Origin of the sequence: Streptomyces sp. NBC_00090 (genome assembly GCF_045160815.1) — a bacterium.
GTDB lineage: Bacteria > Actinomycetota > Actinomycetes > Streptomycetales > Streptomycetaceae > Streptomyces.
This window is the reverse complement of the sequence record NZ_CP108224.1, coordinates 1842726-1858512: the sequence shown is the minus strand read 5'-3', so window position 1 is coordinate 1858512 and position 15787 is coordinate 1842726. Positions and strand designations below refer to the sequence as shown.

Below are 15787 nucleotides of genomic sequence, written 5' to 3'. Positions count from 1 at the left end.
CCATGACCAGCACCGAAACTGCGACATCCCCTGGGGGTTCCCCCCAGACCCCCGCCATCTGCCGCCGTCTGGTCGGCCGTACCGCCGTCATCACCGGAGCCGGCAGCGGCATCGGACTCGCCACCGCCCGCCGCCTCGCCTCCGAGGGCGCGAACGTCGTCTGCGGCGACATCGACGAGACCGCCGGCAAGGCCGCGGCGGAGGAGGTCGGCGGCACCTTCGTCAAGGTCGACGTCACCGACCCCGAGCAGGTCGAGGCGCTGTTCAGGACCGCCTTCGACACCTACGGCTCCGTCGACATCGCCTTCAACAACGCCGGCATCTCGCCCCCCGACGACGACTCCATCCTGGAGACCGGCCTGGAGGCCTGGAAGCGCGTCCAGGACGTCAACCTCACCTCCGTCTACCTGTGCTGCAAGGCGGCCCTCCCGTACATGCGCCGCCAGGGCAAGGGCTCCATCATCAACACCGCCTCCTTCGTCGCGATCATGGGCGCGGCCACCAGCCAGATCTCGTACACGGCGTCCAAGGGCGGCGTCCTCGCCATGTCCCGCGAGCTCGGCGTCCAGTTCGCCCGCGAGGGCATCCGGGTCAACGCCCTCTGCCCCGGGCCGGTCAACACCCCGCTCCTCCGGGAGCTGTTCGCCAAGGACCCGGAGCGGGCCGCGCGCCGCCTCGTGCACATCCCCGTCGGCCGCTTCGCCGAGGCCGAGGAGATCGCCGCCGCCGTCGCCTTCCTCGCGAGCGACGACTCCTCCTTCGTCAACGCCAGCGACTTCCTCGTCGACGGCGGCATCTCCGGCGCGTACGTGACCCCGCTCTAGACCCCACTCGCCCCACCTCCCCCCCCACCCGGCAGCCGGGCGTCGCAGGCGCCCGGCTGTTCCGCGTCCAGAAACAGGAGAGTGACCGTGAACAACCGCCCCCGACCCGGACTCCGTACGAGAGCGACGACCGCCGCCCTTGCCGCCCTGGCCCTCGCCACGACGGGACTCGCCGCCGCGGCCCCGGCAGGGGCGAAGCCCCGGGAGTGCCCGACGCTGAAGGTCTCCGGCGGCTGGTACGGCGACAACAGGGCGCGCCTCGACGCCTTCCTCGCCGACCACTGCGCCGGCAAGGGAGACATAAACGGACCCGGGAAGGGACCCGGAAAGGGACCCGGGAAGGGAAGCGAACCGGTCGCGGTCTTCGACTGGGACAACACCGTCATCAAGAACGACGTCGGCGACGCCACCCTGTACTGGCTCCTCCGCAACGACCGCATACGCCCGCCCCGCGACGGCGACTGGTCCACCACCAGCCGTCACCTCACCCCGCGGGCCGCCGCCGCCCTGGGCGAGGCCTGCCCCACCGGCGTACGCACCCTCCCCACCGCCACCGACACCCGCTGCGCCGACGAGATCCTCTCGGTGTACGGCGCGGGCGCCACCACCGGAGGCGAGACGGCGTTCGCGGGCTTCGACCACCGCCGCACGGAGCCCCAGTACGCCTGGCTGGCGCAGCTCCTGCGCGGCTGGACCACCCGCCAGGTCGAGTCCTTCGCGGCCGCCGCCCGAGCCGAGAACCTCGCGGCTCCGCAGGGCGCCACACAGCGGGTCGGCACCTCCACGGTCACCGGCTGGGTCCGCTACTACGAGGAGCAGCGCGACCTCATCCGTACGCTCCGGGCCGCCGGCTTCGACGTCTGGATCGTCTCCGCCTCGCCCGAACCCGTCGTCGACGTCTGGGCGAAGGGCGTCGGGATCGACCCCTCCCACAGCCTCGGCATCCGCAACACCACCGAGCGCGGCCGGCTCACCGCCCACTTCGAGGGCTGTGGCACGGTACGGGACGGCGAGGACGAGATGATCACCTACATCGACGGCAAGCGCTGCTGGATCAACCAGGAGATCTTCGGGGTCCGGGGCCCCGCCGCCGAGCGCGTGCAGCCCGCGTCCCGCCGCCAGGTGTTCGCCGCCGGGGACTCCGACACCGACATCTCCTTCCTGCGGGACGCGACCGGCCTGCGCCTGGTCCTCAACCGCAACAAGAACGAACTCATGTGCCGGGCGTACGAGAACGGCGACGGCCGCTGGATCGTCAACCCCATGTTCATCGAGCCGAAGCAGCGGAAGGCCACCCCGTACCCCTGCGCCACGACGGGCTACACGGCGGGCGACGGCACGCCGGAGCCGGTCCGCCGCCCCGACGGCACCGTGATCCCCGACCAGACGGACACGGTCTTCTAATCCCCACCCGGCCGCCCGACCTCTAGAGGAAGGTCTGGCCTTCCCCCCGGTACGTCGGCACGGTGGCGGTGACCCGGTCGCCCTCGACCAGCCGGAGCCGGTCGAAACGCTCGCACAGCTCGCCGGCCTTCGCGTGCCGGAACCACACCTTGTCGCCGATCCGCAGATCGTCGGCCGGCGAGCCGAGCAGCGGGGTCTGGACCTCGCCGGGACCCTCCTGCGGGTCGTAGCGCAGCCCCTCCGGCAGATACGGCACGGGCAGCCGGTCCGGGCCCGCCGCCCCGGACGCGGGATAGCCACCCCCGAGCACGGTCACCACGCCCACGCCGGGCCGGCGGACGACGGGCTGCGCGAAGAGCGCGGCCGGACGCCCGCTGAAGGACGTGTAGTTGTCGAAGAGGCGCGGCACGAAGAGCCCCGAACCGGCGGCGATCTCCGTCACCGCGTCCTCGGCGGCCGTGTGCTGCACGCTGCCGGTGCCGCCGCCGTTCACGAACTCCAGGTCCGGCGCCACCGCCCGTACGGCACGGACGACGGCCGCCCTGCGCTCGGCCAGCTCCCGGCGGGCGGCCGACTGCATCAGGCGGATCGCCCGCGAGCGCAGCGGCCGGCCCGCGACCGAGTCGCCCACCCCGGCGACGTGCCCCTCGTACGCCATGATCCCGACCAGCCGGAAGCCGGGGCGCCGCACCACGGAGCGCGCCAGCTCGGCCAGCTGCGCGGGCTCCCGCAGAGGGGAGCGGCGGGCGCCGATCCGGATCCGGCCGCCGAGCAGACTGAGCGCCGTGTCCAGCTCCAGGCAGACCCGGACCTCCTCCGTGCCGCCCGCGCGGGAGGCGTCGATCAGATCGAGCTGCGCCACGTCGTCGACCGTCACGGTCACGGCGGCGGCGAGCTTCGGATCCCGCGTGAGCTCCCCGAACCCGGAACGGTCCGCCGACGGATACGCCAGCAGGACGTCCTCGAACCCGGCGCGCGCCAGCCACAGCGACTCGTCGAGCGTGAACGACATGATCCCGGCGAAGCCCTCCCGTGCGAGCACCCGCTCCAGGAGCGCGCGGCAGCGCACGGACTTGCTCGCGACCCGGATCGGCTTGCCGGCGGCCCGGCGGACGAGATCCGCGGCGTTGTCGTCGAAGGCCTCGAGGTCGACGATCGCCACGGGCGCGTCGAGATGGGCGGTGGCACGGTCGTAACGGGCCCGGTCGGCGGCGCGGGGAGTCATGGCCCGAGCTTGCCAGACGGGTATACGGGTGGGTAGCCCCCGGCCCGGGTCCGCCCGGGTTCCCGCACCGCGGGGAACAGCCCGTAGAGTGACGGGCATTGTCGACACGAGCGGGGGGACGGGGATGACCGCCGAACACCCACGTCCCACCTCCCGCATCACGGACGCCCTCCTCCCCGCGGCACCCACCCCGGACCCGCCCATGGGCCCCCCGGCGCCCCGCCCGACCCAAGCGACGCCCCTGCCCACGGCCCTGGTGACGGCGCCCGCGCACTCCGCGCCCCGCCCGACCCCGGCGACGCCCACGAGCCCGCCCACGGCCCTGGCGACTCCGGCACCCCCGCACTCCGCGCCCGCGCCCCACCCGATGCCGACTCCGACGACGCCGACTCCGACGACTTCGGCTTCGACACCGACTCCGACGACACCGTCGGCCCCGAAGCCGCCCGTCGTCGTGGGCACCCCGGCGCCCCCGCCGCCGCTCACTGCCCCGGGAACCCCGAAGGCACCCGAGGCGGCCGCTGCCCCGGTCACCGCGCAGCGTCCCCACCCCGCGGCTCCGCCGGCCCCCGCCGCCTCCGCGCCTCCGCGTCCGGCGTCCCCGCCCGCCGCGCGTCCGGCGACCACGCCCGCCGCGCGCCCCGTGTCCACGACGCCGCCGGCCCCGTCCGGCCACCGGCCGCTCCGGGCCGGCGGGTCCGCCGAGGGGCCGTCGACCCGTCAGGCGCCCGTGCCCGCCCGTGCCTGGGCATCGCCGCACGTGGCGGCCGACCTGCCCGAGGTGGAGACCACCACCCGGCTCCGGCCGATCCGCGACACATCGAGCATGTCCAGGACGTCCAGCCCGTCCAGCACGTCCAGCATGGTGGGCAGCTCCAGGCCGTCCGGCACGTCGAGCACGTCGAGCGCTCCGCGCCCTTCGAGTGCGCCGCGCACGCCGAACGCCCCCGCGCCCACCGCCCCCGCGCCCACCGCCCCCGCGCCCACCGGGCACGCGCCCACCGGGCCCCCGCGCCCCGGGCCCGCCTACGGATACGGGCTCGCGGGCGCCCTGCCGCCCGAGGCGCCCGTCGAGACCACCACCCGGCTGCGCCCCGTACGGGAGCGCCGCACCGGGCGGGTGCTCGCGGCCGCGGCCTGCGTCGTGCTCGGGGTCGGACTCATCGGCGGGGCACTCGCCGGTATGTGGCTGGCCTCCGCCGACCCCGCGCGGCCCGCCGAACCCGCCGGGTACACCGAGGCGAAGGACCTCTGGCACAACGCCCCCGTCGACACCCTCTTCCCCCGCACCCTCGCGGGCCCCGGTGCCGGCCCCGGTGCCGCCGCCCGCACCTGGACCCGGATCGTCGTGGCCCCGGACGCACCCTGCTCACCGGCCGTCCTGGCCAAGGGCCTCCTCGCCACGCTCACGCCGCTCGGCTGCGAGCGCGTCCTGCGCGCCACGTACACCGACGCCACCGCCAGCAGCGTGATCACCGTCGGGCTCGTCTTCACCCGCGCCGAGTTCACCACGCAGCGCGACCTCGGCAAGGGCCTCACCGCGCGCCTCGGCGAGGACGTGCCCCCGGCCCTCTCCGGCCCCTCCACCGTCGCGGCCCGCTTCGGCGCCCGCCAGCGCGCCGGCTGGTGGCTGAGCGCCCCCGCCGACCTGCCCGTCGTCGTCACCGCCGTCTCCGGCTTCGCCGACGGCCGGGCCGTGGACCGCCCGCAGCTCGCCGACCTGGCCATGGCCAAGGGCCGTACCGACGCCACCGCGCAGTCCGGCCTCGGCCACGAGGCCAAGGGCATCACCGACCGCTTCGTGGCGCTGCTGCGCAAGGCCGTCGCCCCGCCGGCCAAGGAGAAGGAGACCACCCGGTGACCCGGCCCACTCCTCCCCGGTCGGCCCGCGCCACCGCGGTCGTCCTCCTCGCCGCCGCCTTCTCCGTGCTGCCCGCGACCACCGCCCCCGCCCACGCAGACACCATCCGGGCCCGCCAGTGGGGCCTGGAGGCCCTGCACACCACGGAGGCCTGGCGCACCACCAAGGGCGAGGGCATCACCGTCGCCGTCCTCGACACCGGCGTCGACGCCGACCATCCCGACCTGGAGGGTTCCGTCCTCCCCGGCCGCGACCTCATCGGCTTCGGCGCCTCCGAGGGCGACGAGGCCTGGGCCCGCCACGGCACCGCCATGGCGGGCATCATCGCCGGGCACGGCCACGGCCCGGGCGCCGGGGACGGCGTCCTCGGCATCGCCCCCGACGTCGAGATCCTCCCCGTCCGGGTCATTCTCGAAGGCACCGACAAGGCCCGCGACAAGGCCCGCAAGACCCGCGGCACCGCCCTCGCGGAAGGCATCCGCTGGGCCGCCGACCACGGCGCCGACGTCATCAACCTCTCCCTCGGCGACGACTCCAAGTCCGCCCACCCCGACGCGGGCGAGGACGCCGCCGTCCAGTACGCCCTCGGCAAGGGCGTCTCCGTCGTCGCCTCCGCCGGCAACGGCGGCGAGAAGGGCGACCACATCTCGTACCCGGCCGCCTACCCCGGTGTCATCGCCGTCACCGCCGTCGACCGCTACGGCACCCACGCCTCGTTCTCCACCCGCCGCTGGTACGCCACCGTCAGCGCCCCCGGCGACGACATCGTCATAGCCGACCCCGACCGCCGCTACTACGAGGGCTGGGGCACCAGCGCCGCCGCCGCGTTCGTCTCCGGCGCCGTCGCCCTCGTCCGGTCCGCCCACCCCGACCTGACCCCGGCACAGATCAAGCAGCTGCTCATCGACACCGCCCGCAACCGCCCCAAGGGCGGCCGCAGCGACGCCAAGGGATACGGGACGGTCGACCCGGCCGCGGCGATCAGGGTCGGGGCGGCGCGCAAGGGCGGCGACCCCAAGAACACCACCACCGGCTACCGGGGCCAGTACTTCGGCCCCGGCCCGACCCCCGCCGTCGAGGAGAGCCGTCCCCTCGGCCTGCTCGCCCCGGCCGCCGGCGGACTCGGCGCCCTGCTGCTCCTGACCGCCGTCGCCCTCCGGCGCACCCGCCGCACCCGCTGAGGGCCGACGCCGCCGCCGACCCGGCGGGCAGCGCGGCACCCACCGGCGGTTAGGCTCGGTGCGTGGCGCTCAAGAACATCCCGGACCCCGGTTTCTCCGACGACGACGGCACCGCCGACCCGCGGCTCGCCGCGGCCCTCGCGGCCTGGGCGGAGGACAGAACCGCCCACGGCCCGGTCCTCGAAGCACTCAAGGACGCCCGGCTGCTCGTCCCCGTGGTCGCCGTCCTCGGCGAGGTCGAGACCGACGAGAACGGCCTGCGCCGCGAGAAGACCAGCGACATGGCGGTCCCGACGCTCACGGCGGGCGACCGCCGGGCGCTGCCCGCCTTCACCTCGATCGCCTCGCTCGCCCTGTGGGACCCGGAGGCCCGGCCCGTGGCCGTCCCGCTCCACCAGGCGCTCCAGGCCGCCGCGCACGAGAAGGCCGACACGGTCGTCCTCGACCTCGCGGGACCCGTGCCGTACCAGCTGACCGGCCCCGCCCTGCTCGCCGTCGCCGAGGGCCGCTCCAGCACCGATCCGCTCGACGACCCGGCCGTGCGGGAGGCCGTACGGGCCGCCGTCGCCGCCGAGCCCGCGGTGCTCCGCGCCCACCTGGGCCCCGGTGCCGCCGACGGCACCCTCGCCCTGGTCCTCGCCGGGGACGCCGCCCCGGCGGAGGCGGCCCAGCGCGTGGCCCGCGCCCTGGCCGCCGACGAAACACTGAGGGCCCGCCTGGTGCGGGGCCTCGACCTGGCACTGCTGCCGGCCTCGGCCACGCCTCCCGGCGAGCCCTTCTACGTGAAGCGTTGACTTCTCGGTGAACCGTTAAGGGGAAGCCCTAGCCGTACACCGGTCCGGTGGCTGTTGCCTCCCGGGGGGCGACCCCCGTACCCCCGCCGGCTCCTAGCCGTACACCGGTCCGGTGGCTGTTGCCTCCCGGGGGGCGACCCCCGTACCCCCGCCGGCTCCTAGCCGTACACCGGTCCGGTGTACTTCTCGCCCGGACCCTGGCCCGGCTCGTCCGGGATCAGGGAGGCCTCGCGGAAGGCGAGCTGGAGGGACTTCAGGCCGTCCCGCAGGGGAGCGGCGTGGAAGGAGGAGACCTCCGTCGCGCCGGCGTCCAGCAGGCCCGCGAGCGCGTGCACCAGCTTGCGGGCCTCGTCGAGGTCCTTGTACTTGTCGCCCTCCTCGGTGAGACCGAGCTTCACCGCGGCGGCGCTCATCAGGTTGACGGCGACGGTCACGATCACCTCGACCGCGGGGACCTCCGCGATGTCGCGGGTCATGGCGTCGAAGTCGGGGGAATCGGGAGAGTCCGCGGACTCGTTCTGGGGCGTCTCGCTCATGCGTCACACGATAAGCCGATCGGCACGTCTTCCCGTCGCCGCCGTCCCCGTTCGCGTAAGGGCGCGGGTCCTGCTAACCTTGTGTAACGACCGGCCGGACACCTGTGTGCCCGGCCCACAAGTGGAGGCTCCGTACTCCCACCTGACCACCCTCGCGGGTGGCGGGTCACCGGTCAGGTGGCGCCCATCGTTCCGTACGGACGATGGAGCCGCCCGATGCGCGCCCCGCGGTTGACCGCGGCGGTGCTCCGGTATTTCCGTGGAGCCCCGCCTGTGTCCCGTCCGGGGCGTTTTTCATGCACCGGCTCGGGTGGTCCCAGTGAAACAGACGTTGCGCGTCCGTCCGCCAGGCGGTCGCGTGGTGCTACCTAGGAGGATCCATCAGCGCCGAGCCCCGCATCAACGACAGGATTCGCGTTCCCGAGGTGCGACTTGTCGGACCCAGCGGCGAGCAGGTCGGGATTGTTCCGCTTGCCAAGGCCCTGGAGCTCGCACAGGAGTACGACCTCGATCTGGTCGAGGTCGCGGCGAACGCCCGTCCGCCCGTGTGCAAGCTCATGGACTACGGGAAGTTCAAGTACGAGTCGGCCATGAAGGCCCGTGAGGCGCGCAAGAACCAGGCGCACACGGTCATCAAGGAGATGAAGCTCCGGCCGAAGATCGACCCGCACGACTACGACACCAAGAAGGGTCACGTCGTCCGGTTCCTCAAGCAGGGCGACAAGGTCAAGATCACGATCATGTTCCGTGGTCGTGAGCAGTCCCGCCCCGAGCTTGGTTTCCGGCTGCTGCAGCGGCTGGCGTCGGACGTCGAGGAGCTTGGCTTCATCGAGTCCAACCCGAAGCAGGACGGCCGGAACATGATCATGGTTCTCGGCCCGCACAAGAAGAAGACCGAGGCCATGGCCGAGGCGCGTGAGGCTCAGGCCGCACGCAAGGCCGAGCGTCAGGGCGTCACTTCCGACGAGGCGTCCGAGGCTCCGGCCGAGGAGGCTCCGGCGGTCGAGGAGACTCCGGCCGCCGAGGCCCCGGTCGCCGAGGCTTCGGCCGACGCTCCGGCCGAGACCCCCGAGGCGTGACCTGAGGGGCTGCCATCCAGGCAGCCCCGGGCCCCGCCCCGAACCACCAAACGAAGAACTGACGCTCCCGGATGTCCGGTGCCCGCACCGGGGGGAGCGCCACTGACGAGGAGATACGGCGCGATGCCGAAGAACAAGACGCACTCCGGTGCCAAGAAGCGCTTCAAGGTGACCGGCTCCGGCAAGATCCTGCGCGAGCGCGCCGGCAAGCGCCACCTGCTCGAGCACAAGTCGTCCAAGCTGACGCGTCGCCTCACCGGCAACGCCGAGATGGCCCCGGGTGACGCCGCCAAGATCAAGAAGATGCTGGGCATCTGATCTTGATCTCCCGCCCTCGGCGACGGGGGCATCCGGCCCAGACCGGGATCCATTCGTTTTTCGGGTCGTGTGAGGACCACCACGACCCCGCTACAAGGAGTTAACAAGTGGCACGCGTCAAGCGGGCAGTCAACGCCCACAAGAAGCGCCGGGCGATCCTCGAGGCGGCCTCCGGCTACCGCGGTCAGCGTTCGCGCCTGTACCGCAAGGCCAAGGAGCAGGTCACCCACTCTCTGGTCTACAACTACAACGACCGCAAGAAGCGCAAGGGCGACTTCCGTCAGCTGTGGATCCAGCGCATCAACGCCGCTGCCCGCCAGAACGGCATGACGTACAACCGCCTCATCCAGGGTCTGAAGGCCGCCAACATCGAGGTGGACCGCAAGATCCTCGCCGAGCTGGCCGTCAACGACATCAACGCGTTCGCCGCGCTGGTCGAGGTCGCGCAGAAGGCTCTGCCGGCCGACGTCAACGCCCCGAAGGCCGCCGCCTGATCTTCCAGGCCGCAGTACCTCTGCCCGGACCCGCAGGCGCGTGCGCCTGCGGGTCCGGGTGCGTCGGCCCCCGAAGTCGCCGTCCCCCTCGAAGAGAGAACCGCCGCACCTCATGGTCACCCCCGAGCTGATCTCCCCGCGTTCCCCGCGCGTCGTCGCCGCCCGACGGCTCGCCAAGCGCAACTTCCGGGGCAAGGACCGCCTCTTCATCGCCGAGGGCCCGCAGGCCGTGCGCGAGGCCGTCGAGCACCGCGGGGCCGCCGGGGAACCCACGCTCGTGGAGCTCTTCACCACCGTCGAGGCCGCCGAGCGCTACGCCCCGATCATCGAGGCGGCCCTGGCCTCCGGAGCCCGCGTCCACCACGCCTCCGACGCCGTCCTCGCGGAGGTCTCCCAGACCGTCACCCCGCAGGGGATCGTCGGTGTCTGCCGGTTCCTGGACTCGCCCTTCGAGGAGATCGTCGCGGCCCGGCCCAAGCTGGTCGCCGTCCTCGCCCACGTCCGCGACCCCGGGAACGCCGGCACCGTGCTGCGCTGCGCCGACGCGGCGGGCGCCGACGCCGTCGTCCTCACCGACGCCTCCGTCGACCTGTACAACCCCAAGTCCGTCCGCGCCTCCGTCGGCTCCCTCTTCCACCTGCCGGTCGCCGTCGGCGTCCCCGTGGAACAGGCCGTCGCCGGGCTCAAGAGCGCCGGCGTACGCATCCTCGCCGCCGACGGAGCGGGCCAGGACGACCTCGACGACGAACTGGACGCCGGCACCATGGGCGGACCCACCGCCTGGATCTTCGGCAACGAGGCCTGGGGACTGCCCGAGGAGACCAGGGCCCTCGCCGACGCCGTCGTCCGCGTCCCCATCCACGGCAAGGCGGAGAGCCTCAACCTCGCCACCGCCGCCGCCGTCTGCCTGTACGCCTCCGCCCGCGCACAGCGCCCCCGAACCTCCGCCTGAAGGGTCCATTCCGGCCTCCCCGCCCAGTAGAGTGACGCACTTGGGGGCCCACTGCGCTACACGGAGGGGTGGGGAACGGGGATGACGGTCGGCACGGACAGTCCCGCACAGGCACGGAGCGCCGCGCCGCACGCCCCGGAGCAGTACGCCTCCGACACCGCGTTCGCCGGGCTCCACCCCGACGACCTGCCCGACGGTCTCGTCGTCGCCGACGAGACCGGCCGGATCGTCTGCTTCAACGCCGCCGCCAGCCGCATCACCGCCGTACCCGCCGACCGGGCCCTCGGCCTCCCGCTCGACCGGGCCCTGCCCCTGGAGGACCTCGCGGGGCGCCGCTGGTGGACCCTGACCGACCCGTACGGCGGACTCGCCACCCGCCGCGGCCAGCCCGAGCGCAACCTGCTGCTCCCCGGCGGCCGCGAGGTCCTCGTCTCGGCCCGGTACGTCCGCGAGCACCCCACGGGCCCGGTCCGCCGCGTCGTGGTCTCCCTGCGCGGCACGGACGCCCGCCGCCGCACCGAGCGCAGCCACGCCGAGCTCATCGCCACCGTCGCCCACGAGCTCCGCTCCCCGCTCACCTCCGTCAAGGGCTTCACCGCCACCCTCCTCGACAAGTGGGAGCGGTTCACCGACGAGCAGAAGCGGCTGATGCTGGAGACCGTCGACGCCGACGCGGGCCGCATCAAACGCCTCATCGCCGAGCTCCTCGACATCTCCCGGATCGACTCCGGCCGTCTCGAAGTACGCCGCCAGCCCGTCGACCTCGCCGCCGCCGTCGGCCGCCACATCCAGGTCCACACCACCGGCGGCCAGTCCCCGGACCGTTTCTTCGTCCGGATCAGGCCCCAGCTGCCCGCGCTGTGGGCCGATCCCGACAAGATCGACCAGATCCTCGGCAACCTCCTGGAAAACGCGGTGCGCCACGGCGAAGGAACCGTCACCATCGAGGTGGCGCCCAGCGCGGCGGGCGACGACGGAGAAGAGGGGACGGAGGTCACCGTGAGCGACGAGGGCCCCGGCATCCCCGAGGAGTCGATGAGCCGGGTCTTCACCCGCTTCTGGCGGGGCAGCAAACGCGGCGGCACCGGCCTCGGCCTCTACATCGTCAAGGGCATCGTCGAGGCCCACGGCGGCACCATCACCGTCGGACGGGGCCCCCGCGGCGGGGCCGAGTTCCGATTTACCCTGCCCGTCGGCACCCCGGCCCATCTCATCTGACGAGATCAGACGAGATCGGAGGCCGCCCGGTCCGCCCACGGGCTCATCACCGTCCGAGCGCCCCGTTAGACTCGACCTTTGGCACGTTTGCGCCCTTGTCGTCGAGCGGGGCCGCGCCCAGCCAGCCAAACGGAAGCACGGGAAGAGATGTCGGCACCGAATAAGTCGTACGACCCGGTCGAGGTCGAGGCCTTGAAACCGGAAGAGATCGAGCGCATGCGGGACGAGGCGCTCGCCGCCTTCGCGGCCGCGGGCGACCTCGACGCGCTCGCGCACGCGAAGACCGCGCACACCGGTGGCACCTCGCCGCTGGCGCTCGCCAACCGGGAGATCGGCGCCCTGCCCCCGCAGGCCAAGGCCGCCGCCGGAAAGCTCGTGGGCCAGGCCCGCGGCGCCGTCTCCAAGGCGCTCGCCGCCCGCCAGACCGAGCTGGAGGCCGATCGGGACGCCCGGGTCCTCGTCGAGGAGGCCGTCGACGTCACCCTGCCGTACGACCGCGTCCCGGCCGGCGCACGGCACCCGCTGACCACGCTCATGGAGCGCGTCGCCGACGTCTTCGTCTCCATGGGGTACGAGGTCGCCGAGGGCCCCGAGGTCGAGGCGGAGTGGTTCAACTTCGACGCCCTCAACTTCGTCCCGGACCACCCGGCGCGCCAGATGCAGGACACCTTCTTCGTCCAGGGGCCGGAAGGCACCACGGGCGACGAGTCCGGTGTCGTGCTGCGCACCCACACCTCGCCGGTCCAGGCCCGCACCCTCATCGACCGGGAGCCCCCGGTCTACGTGGTGTGCCCCGGCCGCGTCTACCGCACCGACGAGCTCGACGCCACGCACACCCCGGTCTTCCACCAGATCGAGCTGCTCGCCATCGACGAGGGCCTGACCATGGCCGACCTCAAGGGCACCCTGGACCACATGGTCCAGGCGCTCTTCGGCCCGGACATGAAGACCCGGCTCCGCCCGAACTTCTTCCCCTTCACCGAGCCGTCCGCCGAGATGGACATGCTCTGCTACGTCTGCCGCGGCGAGTCCGTCGGCAACCCGGACCGCCCCTGCCGCACCTGCGGCAGCGAGGGCTGGATCGAGCTCGGCGGCTGCGGCATGGTCAACCCGAAGGTGCTCGTCGCCTGCGGTGTGGACCCGGAGAAGTACAGCGGATTCGCCTTCGGGTTCGGTATCGAGCGGATGCTGATGTTCCGCCACAACGTCGACGACATGCGAGACATGGTCGAGGGTGACATCCGGTTCACCCGGCCGTTCGGGATGGAGATCTGATGCGGGTCCCGCTTTCTTGGCTGCGGGAGTACGTCGACCTGCCGGCGACGGAGTCCGGACGAGACGTCCAGGCCAAGCTCATTTCGGCAGGCCTCGAGGTCGAGTCCGTCGAGCGCCTCGGCGCCGGTCTGACCGGCCCGCTGGTGGTCGGCAAGGTCCTCACCATCGAGGAGCTGACGGAGTTCAAGAAGCCCATCCGCTTCTGTACCGTCGACGTCGGCCAGGCCAACGGCACCGGTGAGCCCCAGGAGATCATCTGCGGCGCCCGGAACTTCGCCGTGGGCGACAAGGTCGTCGTGGCCCTGCCCGGCGCCGTCCTCCCCGGTGACTTCCGGATCGCCGAGCGCAAGACGTACGGCCGGGTCTCCCGCGGCATGATCTGCTCGGGCGACGAGCTCGGCATGGGCGACGACGGCACGCACGGCATCATCGTGCTCCCGCCGGAGCACGAGATCGGCATCGACGCCACGGTCCTCCTGGAGCTGTACGACGAGGTCCTCGACATCGCCGTCACCCCGGACCGCGGCTACTGCCTCTCGATGCGCGGTGTCGCCCGCGAGACCGCCACCGCGTACGGCCTGCCGCTGCGCGACCCGGCGCTCCTCGACGTGCCCGCGCCGAACTCGTACGGCTACCCGGTCCAGGTCTCCGACCCGATCGGCTGCGACCGCTTCACGGCGCGCACCGTCGTCGGGCTCGCGCCCGAGGCCCGCTCCCCGATCTGGCTGCGCCGCCGCCTCCAGAAGGCCGGCATGCGTCCGATCTCGCTGGCCGTGGACGTCACCAACTACGTCATGCTGGAGCTCGGCCAGCCGCTGCACGCCTACGACCGGAGCCGTCTCGACGGCCCCATCGGGGTGCGCCGCGCCGAGGCCGGCGAGAAGATCACCACGCTCGACGGCACCGTCCGCGTCCTCGACGCGGCGGACCTGGTCATCACCGACAACCGCGGTCCGATCGGCATCGCCGGCGTCATGGGCGGCGCCAACACGGAGATCGCCGACCCGGTGACCGACCCGGAGACCGGCTTCGTCACCGGCACCTCCGAGGTCGTCATCGAGGCCGCGCACTTCGACGCGATCTCGATCGCGCGCACGGCCCGCCGCCACAAGCTGTCCTCCGAGGCGTCCAAGCGCTTCGAGCGTGGCGTCGACCCGCAGGCCGCCGCCGCTGCCGCGCAGCGCACCGTCGACCTCCTCGTGCTGCTCGCGGGCGGCACGGCCGAGGCCGGTGTCACCGAGATCAGCGCCCCGTCCGCGCCGCGTACGGTCGGCATGCCGGCGAACCACCCGGACCGGGTCGCGGGCGTCGACTACGGCCGTGAGACCGTCGTCCGCCGCCTCCAGGAGGTCGGCTGCGACGTCTACGGTCAGGACGAGCTCGTCGTCACCGTGCCCTCGTGGCGCCCCGACCTCAACGAGCCGAACGACCTCGCCGAAGAGGTCATCCGCCTGGAGGGCTACGAGAACCTGCCCTCCACGCTGCCGAAGCCCCCGGCCGGCCGCGGGCTCACCGAGCGCCAGCGCACCCACCGCCGCGTGGGCCGCGCCCTGGCCGGCGCCGGGTACGTCGAGGCGCTGAACTACCCGTTCATCGGCGAGCAGGCCCTCGACAACCTCGGTCTCGACGCCGACGACGCCCGTCGTCGGCTCGTGACGCTGGTCAACCCGCTCTCGGACGAGGAGCCCGCGCTCCGTACGACGCTGCTCCCGGGCCTGCTCGGTGCGCTCCGCCGGAACGACAGCCGGGGCAGCCACGACCTGGCGCTCTTCGAGACCGGTCTGGTCTTCCGGCCGGAGGGCCAGCCGGGCGTCGCCGTCCGGCTGCCCGTCGACCGCCGTCCCACCGACGAGGAGATCGCCGGGGTCAACGCCGTGCTGCCCGCGCAGCCGCGCCGCGCCGCCGTCGTCCTCGCCGGTGCGCGCGAGCAGGCCGGCTGGTGGGGCAAGGGCCGTCCGTCCGACTGGGCGGACGCGGTCGAGGCCGGCCGGACCGTGGCCGCCGAGGCCGGGGTCGAGCTGATCATCAGCGCCGACCAGCACGCCCCCTGGCACCCGGGCCGCTGCGCCGCGTTCCACGTCGAGGTGGACGGCGAGAAGGTCCTCGTCGGCCACGCCGGCGAGCTCCACCCGCGCGTCGTGAAGGCGTTCGGTCTCCCGGCCCGCAGCTGCGCGATGGAGATCGACCTGGACCTGCTGGAGAAGGCGAACGAGGGCCCCGTGAAGGCCCCCCGGATCTCCTCCTTCCCGGTCGCCACCCAGGACGTCGCCCTGGTCGTCGCCACCGAGGTCCCGGCCGCCGAGGTCGAGGCCGCGCTGCGCGAGGGCGCGGGTGAACTCCTGGAGTCCATCCGGCTGTTCGACGTCTACACCGGCGACCAGCTGGGCGAGGGCGCCAAGTCCCTGGCGTACGCGCTGAAGTTCCGCGCCACGGACCGCACCCTCACGGTCGACGAGGCCAGCGCGGCCCGCGACGCGGCGGTCGCCCTGGCGACCGAGCGCACGGGCGCTGTCCTGCGCGGAGTCTGACGCGCACGAGCACACCACGGAGGGCCGCCCCGGGGATTCCCCGGGGCGGCCCTCCACCGTTACCGGGCCAGGCGGAGGCGTACGGGCGAGCGGGAGCC

Annotated in this window: 15 protein-coding genes; 12 read left to right on the top strand and 3 right to left on the bottom strand. The window is 73.4% G+C overall.

Going from position 1 to position 15787, the window contains the following annotated elements:
• Nucleotides 1-2: 2 nt before the first annotated feature.
• Together OG361_RS08130 and OG361_RS08125 are read left to right on the top strand one after the other, a co-directional pair.
• Nucleotides 3-824: a 3-oxoacyl-ACP reductase gene (locus OG361_RS08130; RefSeq protein ID WP_405852675.1), complete on the top strand. Its 822-nt coding sequence runs from the start codon at nucleotides 3-5 to the stop codon at nucleotides 822-824.
• 87 nt (nucleotides 825-911) lie between these two features.
• Nucleotides 912-2228 carry an HAD family hydrolase gene (locus tag OG361_RS08125; RefSeq protein ID WP_405852674.1) on the top strand — a complete coding sequence of 439 codons (1317 nt, stop codon included), beginning with the start codon at nucleotides 912-914 and terminating at the stop codon, nucleotides 2226-2228.
• Nucleotides 2229-2250: 22 nt separating this feature from the next.
• On the opposite strand, the gene OG361_RS08120 is transcribed toward OG361_RS08125, so the two are convergent.
• Both OG361_RS08120 and OG361_RS08115 read right to left on the bottom strand, forming a co-directional pair.
• The gene (locus tag OG361_RS08120) at nucleotides 2251-3453 is read right to left on the bottom strand and encodes an amino acid deaminase/aldolase (protein WP_405852673.1); all 1203 of its coding nucleotides are present in this window, start codon (nucleotides 3451-3453) and stop codon (nucleotides 2251-2253) included.
• A 720-nt stretch (nucleotides 3454-4173) separates the two neighbouring features.
• Entirely contained in the window at nucleotides 4174-4317 is a 144-nt protein-coding gene (locus OG361_RS08115) for a hypothetical protein (RefSeq protein ID WP_405852671.1), read from the bottom strand.
• On the opposite strand from OG361_RS08115, the gene OG361_RS08110 reads away from it, so the two are divergent.
• The 3 genes from OG361_RS08110 (at nucleotide 4316) to OG361_RS08100 (ending at nucleotide 7289) form a co-directional block, all read left to right on the top strand.
• A complete protein-coding gene (locus tag OG361_RS08110; protein ID WP_405852670.1) occupies nucleotides 4316-5314 on the top strand; it encodes a hypothetical protein in 999 nt (332 codons plus the stop codon). The genes OG361_RS08115 and OG361_RS08110 overlap by 2 nt on opposite strands.
• Nucleotides 5311-6495 (top strand): type VII secretion-associated serine protease mycosin, encoded by a 1185-nt coding sequence (gene mycP, locus OG361_RS08105; RefSeq protein ID WP_405852668.1) that lies wholly within the window; start codon nucleotides 5311-5313, stop codon nucleotides 6493-6495. Before OG361_RS08110 ends, mycP begins: the two co-directional genes overlap by 4 nt.
• Nucleotides 6496-6557: 62 nt before the next feature.
• Entirely contained in the window at nucleotides 6558-7289 is a 732-nt protein-coding gene (locus OG361_RS08100) for an SseB family protein (protein WP_405852666.1), read from the top strand.
• 158 nt (nucleotides 7290-7447) lie between these two features.
• Here OG361_RS08100 and OG361_RS08095 read toward each other — a convergent pair whose 3' ends face one another.
• On the bottom strand, nucleotides 7448-7825 hold the full coding sequence (locus OG361_RS08095) for a DUF1844 domain-containing protein (protein ID WP_024760687.1): 378 nt from the start codon (nucleotides 7823-7825) through the stop codon (nucleotides 7448-7450).
• A 380-nt stretch (nucleotides 7826-8205) separates the two neighbouring features.
• Between OG361_RS08095 and infC the strand changes: the two genes are divergently transcribed.
• From infC to pheT, 7 genes are all read left to right on the top strand, one after another.
• Nucleotides 8206-8904: a translation initiation factor IF-3 gene (gene infC, locus OG361_RS08090; protein ID WP_405862143.1), complete on the top strand. Its 699-nt coding sequence runs from the start codon at nucleotides 8206-8208 to the stop codon at nucleotides 8902-8904.
• Between the two features lie 123 nt (nucleotides 8905-9027).
• The gene (gene rpmI / locus OG361_RS08085) at nucleotides 9028-9222 is read left to right on the top strand and encodes a 50S ribosomal protein L35 (RefSeq protein ID WP_015032399.1); all 195 of its coding nucleotides are present in this window, start codon (nucleotides 9028-9030) and stop codon (nucleotides 9220-9222) included.
• Nucleotides 9223-9329: 107 nt separating this feature from the next.
• Nucleotides 9330-9716, top strand: coding sequence for a 50S ribosomal protein L20 (gene rplT / locus OG361_RS08080; RefSeq protein WP_017241732.1), 387 nt, complete (start codon nucleotides 9330-9332; stop codon nucleotides 9714-9716).
• A gap of 112 nt (nucleotides 9717-9828) precedes the next feature.
• A complete protein-coding gene (locus OG361_RS08075) occupies nucleotides 9829-10668 on the top strand; it encodes a TrmH family RNA methyltransferase (protein WP_405852665.1) in 840 nt (279 codons plus the stop codon).
• 81 nt (nucleotides 10669-10749) lie between these two features.
• Nucleotides 10750-11886, top strand: a complete 1137-nt coding sequence (locus OG361_RS08070; RefSeq protein ID WP_405852664.1) for an ATP-binding protein — start codon at nucleotides 10750-10752, stop codon at nucleotides 11884-11886.
• Nucleotides 11887-12033: 147 nt separating this feature from the next.
• The gene (gene pheS / locus OG361_RS08065; RefSeq protein WP_405852662.1) at nucleotides 12034-13161 is read left to right on the top strand and encodes a phenylalanine--tRNA ligase subunit alpha; all 1128 of its coding nucleotides are present in this window, start codon (nucleotides 12034-12036) and stop codon (nucleotides 13159-13161) included.
• Entirely contained in the window at nucleotides 13161-15689 is a 2529-nt protein-coding gene (gene pheT / locus OG361_RS08060; protein WP_405852660.1) for a phenylalanine--tRNA ligase subunit beta, read from the top strand. The genes pheS and pheT overlap by 1 nt, the downstream gene beginning before the upstream one ends.
• Nucleotides 15690-15787: the final 98 nt, after the last annotated feature.

Bases quoted from the DNA above. Each gene is read 5' to 3' on its own strand.
- OG361_RS08130 (WP_405852675.1), top strand. From the start codon at position 3: ATGACCAGCACCGAAACTGCGACATCCCCTGGGGGTTCCCCCCAGACC.
- OG361_RS08120 (WP_405852673.1), bottom strand. From the start codon at position 3,453: ATGACTCCCCGCGCCGCCGACCGGGCCCGTTACGACCGTGCCACCGCC.
- OG361_RS08110 (WP_405852670.1), top strand. From the start codon at position 4,316: ATGGTGGGCAGCTCCAGGCCGTCCGGCACGTCGAGCACGTCGAGCGCT.
- OG361_RS08115 (WP_405852671.1), bottom strand. From the start codon at position 4,317: ATGCTGGACGTGCTGGACGGGCTGGACGTCCTGGACATGCTCGATGTG.
- OG361_RS08095 (WP_024760687.1), bottom strand. From the start codon at position 7,825: ATGAGCGAGACGCCCCAGAACGAGTCCGCGGACTCTCCCGATTCCCCC.
- rpmI (WP_015032399.1), top strand. From the start codon at position 9,028: ATGCCGAAGAACAAGACGCACTCCGGTGCCAAGAAGCGCTTCAAGGTG.
- OG361_RS08075 (WP_405852665.1), top strand. From the start codon at position 9,829: ATGGTCACCCCCGAGCTGATCTCCCCGCGTTCCCCGCGCGTCGTCGCC.
- OG361_RS08070 (WP_405852664.1), top strand. From the start codon at position 10,750: ATGACGGTCGGCACGGACAGTCCCGCACAGGCACGGAGCGCCGCGCCG.
- pheS (WP_405852662.1), top strand. From the start codon at position 12,034: ATGTCGGCACCGAATAAGTCGTACGACCCGGTCGAGGTCGAGGCCTTG.
- pheT (WP_405852660.1), top strand. From the start codon at position 13,161: ATGCGGGTCCCGCTTTCTTGGCTGCGGGAGTACGTCGACCTGCCGGCG.